The following is a 3,357-nucleotide window of genomic DNA, read 5'->3' on the forward strand; positions in this document are numbered from 1 at the left end:
ACCTCGGGTACGTCCTCACCAGTGGCGCGGCCTGGGCCGGCCTGTTCGCGTACTTCGCCGGTTCGCCGTTTATCTTTATCAGGCTCTATCGCATCCCGGCCCAGCACTACGGATTCCTCTTCGCGCTCAACGTCGCCGGCCTCATGGTCGGTGCCGCGCTCAATAGTCGCCTCGTCCTGCGCTGCGGCTCCGACCGGTTGCTGCGGTACGGGGTCGATGCCGTGGCCGTCGCCGGCTGCGCCCTCGGGGTCGCGGCGTTCACGGGCTGGGGGCAACTGCCCGGGCTCATGATTCCGATTTTGGCGTTCATTTCGTCGCTGAGCTTCATCGGGGCCAACGCGATGGCGGGGGCCCTCTCTGTCTTTCCCCACACGGCCGGGACCGCGTCGGCGCTGGCCGGGACGATTCAGTTCGGTCTTGGAGCGCTCAGCGGCGCCGCCGCCGGGGCTCTGTACAACGGCACGGCGGTGCCGATGGCCGTCGTGATCGCGCTCGCCGGTCTCGCGAGCTTCTTGGCGCACCGCCTCATGGTCCGGACGTAAGCGCTGGGCGGCCCGGTCGCTTTCGCGCAGGTTTCCTGCGCGGCCGCCGCCCCGCGAGGGGGGACCCGCGGGCCCGTGTGGAAGTTGTGCGTGTCATGGTCAGTGAAGCCGAGGTCGTCATCATCGGGTCCGGCGCGTTCGGGTCGAGCACCGCCTACCACTTGGCGGGCCTCGGCCGCCAGGGCATCGTGCTGGTCGACGCCCACGAAATCGGATCCCAAACCTCGCCCCGCGCCGCGGGGTTGACCAAGCAGGTGCGGCCCCACCCCGACGTCTCGCGCCTCGCGATCCTGAGCGTCGCCAAGATTCTTCAGTTCACCGCGGAGACCGGCGAGCCTCTCACCTTCGTCCAGTCGGGCAGCGTGAATATCGCTCGGGGAGAACCCGACGAGGCCGTGATCCGCGCGGAACTCGCGGCGGGCCAAGCCCTGGGGTTGGACACGTACGAGATCTCCTACGACGAGATGACCCTGGCCGCGCCCTTGATCCGCCCCCGAGATATCCGGCTCATCGCGTACACTCCCTCCGATCTCTATCTGGAGGATCCCGGGCAGTTGGCGCTCGGATACGCCCGGGCGGCCGAACGGCAGGGCGTGACGCTTCTTCCCAACACGCGGGTCACGGGGATCGGTGTAAAGGACGGACGCGTCATCAACGTGACGACGGCCCAAGGGGAGATCCGGACCCCCGCGGTCGTCGACGCAGCGGGGGCGTGGACGCGACTGATCGCGGAGCACGTCCATGTCCGCGTCCCCCTGATTCCCGTGCGCCATCAACTCTATATCACCGAGCGCATTCCGGGGCTCGCGGCGGACCACGCCATCTGCCGGATCTACGACGCCAAGGTCTACATGCGGCCCCACCAGGGCGGACTGTTGCTGGGGGGGTACGAGCGCGATCCGCACCCCCACGACATGAGCGGGGTCCCTCCCGAGTTCCAGATCCAGGACCTTCCGCTGGATATGAAGGTGCTGGAGCGCCTGGTCCAGCCGGTTCAGAGTCAGCTGTCCATCGAGAAGGACATCCCGGTTCGGGAGCACCGCGGCGGGCTGCCGACGATGACCCCTGATGGGCTGCCGCTCATCGGGCCCCTTCCGAGCATCGAGGGGTTCTACGTGGCGAGCGGGTGCTGCGTAGGGGGGCTGTCGATCTCCCCTGCGGTAGGGGAGATGCTCGCCGAGCTGGTCCACACAGGCCTGCCATCGCTGTTCCTCGATGCCTTTTCCGTCACCCGGTTCGGCCCCGAATACGACTCCGACCCCGCGCTGAGAGAGGCGTGTTTGCGGCAATATACTGAGTGGTACTCTGCCATCCCCCCGGTGTCCCGTCCCCGGTAACGGGCTGCCTTCCGGGGAGTGGAGCAACTTCGAGCCGCACGGGAGCCCGTGCCTGGGGCGTCCCTGTGCGAGCACGGCACCGGGTGCACCAATGGGAGGCTCTCCACGCATGGATGGGACCAGAGAGGAGCGCATTCGAGCGGCCCGAAGCGCCGTCGAGGCCCAGCCGGACGACCTTCCGGCCCGGCTTCGCCTCGCCGCCGCCCTGCTCGAGTCGGGCGATCCCCGCGCCGCGCTGGAGCAGTTTACCTTCGCGCTGGCGCGGGATCCGGCGAACGTTGAAGCGCTCAACGGCGCGGCGGCGGCCGCCGCGGCGGCCGGGGATGCGACTCGGGCCGAAGGGTATCAGCGGCTGCTGCACGCGCTGGCCGCGTCACCCCACGCCGACCCCGTGAAGGGGTCCGATGAATCGGGGGAGGCGGGGGTCGGCTTTCTCCGGCGGCCACGCCTTCGGGTCGTCCACCGCGGCGAGCCGGCGAGCGAGGAGTGGAGGGTCGAGAAGTCGGCGCTTACCCTCGTCGACGTCGGCGGGATGGAAGCGGTCAAGCGCCGGCTTAACGTCGCGTTCCTCGCGCCTCTCAGGAATCCCGATCTCAGGAAACTGTACGGCAAGTCCCTTCGAGGCGGGCTCCTGCTGTTCGGGCCGCCCGGTTGCGGCAAGACGTTCATCGCGCGGGCGGCGGCGGGCGAATTGGGAGCCAAGTTCATGGCGGTGGGTTTGTCCGACGTGCTCGACATGTGGCTCGGGGAGAGCGAGCGAAAGCTCCACGAGATTTTCGAGGCGGCGCGGAAGAACGCGCCGTGTGTGCTCTTCTTCGACGAGCTCGACGCGCTCGGGCAGAAGCGCACCCACCTCAAGCACCACGGCGGCCGGACCGTGGTCAACCAACTCCTCGCGGAACTCGACGGGGTCCGCAGCGAGGAGAACGAAGGGATCTTCGTGCTGGGCGCCACCAATCACCCGTGGGACGTGGACGCGGCCCTGGTGCGGCCCGGCCGGTTCGACCGCCGGATCCTGGTCCTGCCCCCGGACGAGGCGGCCCGCGACGCCATTCTCCGGTATCATCTGCAGGCGCGACCGATCGATGGCCTCGATGTGCGGTGGGTCGCATCACGAACGCCGGATTTCTCGGGCGCCGACCTGGCGCACCTGTGCGAGTCGGCGGCCGAGATCGCGCTGGAGGCGTCGGCGTCCAGCGCCGCCGCCCGCCCGATCACGCTCGCCGATTTCCAGCAGGCGCTCAAGGACGTGCGCGCCAGCACGCGGCCGTGGTTCGAGACCGCCCGCAACTACGCGCTCTTTGCCAATGACAGCGGAGTGTTTGACGATCTTCTCGCCTACATGCGGACGCACAAGATGTTATGAGCGGGGCGGCCACCCCCGAGGCCCGGACCGGCACCAACCCGGAATCGGCCCAGGGCCTGATCGATCGCGCTGAACACCTGATCGGCGTTCGCCGGTACGCCGAGGCGCTCCC

3 protein-coding genes are annotated in these 3,357 nt (G+C 68.9%); all 3 read left to right on the plus strand.

The genetic code is table 11. The annotated features are described in order from the left end of the window. Positions 1–542: Bcr/CflA family drug resistance efflux transporter (locus VFP86_08480; GenBank protein ID HET8999666.1), on the plus strand; the 542-nt coding region annotated here is incomplete at its 5' end. A gap of 77 nt (positions 543–619) precedes the next feature. Next, a complete protein-coding gene (locus tag VFP86_08485) occupies positions 620–1,879 on the plus strand; it encodes an FAD-binding oxidoreductase (GenBank protein ID HET8999667.1) in 1,260 nt (419 codons plus the stop codon). Positions 1,880–1,988: 109 nt separating this feature from the next. Next, on the plus strand, positions 1,989–3,245 hold the full coding sequence (locus tag VFP86_08490) for an ATP-binding protein (GenBank protein ID HET8999668.1): 1,257 nt from the start codon (positions 1,989–1,991) through the stop codon (positions 3,243–3,245). Positions 3,246–3,357: the final 112 nt, after the last annotated feature.

The organism is bacterium (genome assembly GCA_035703895.1).
Lineage (GTDB): Bacteria > Sysuimicrobiota > Sysuimicrobiia > Sysuimicrobiales > Segetimicrobiaceae > Segetimicrobium.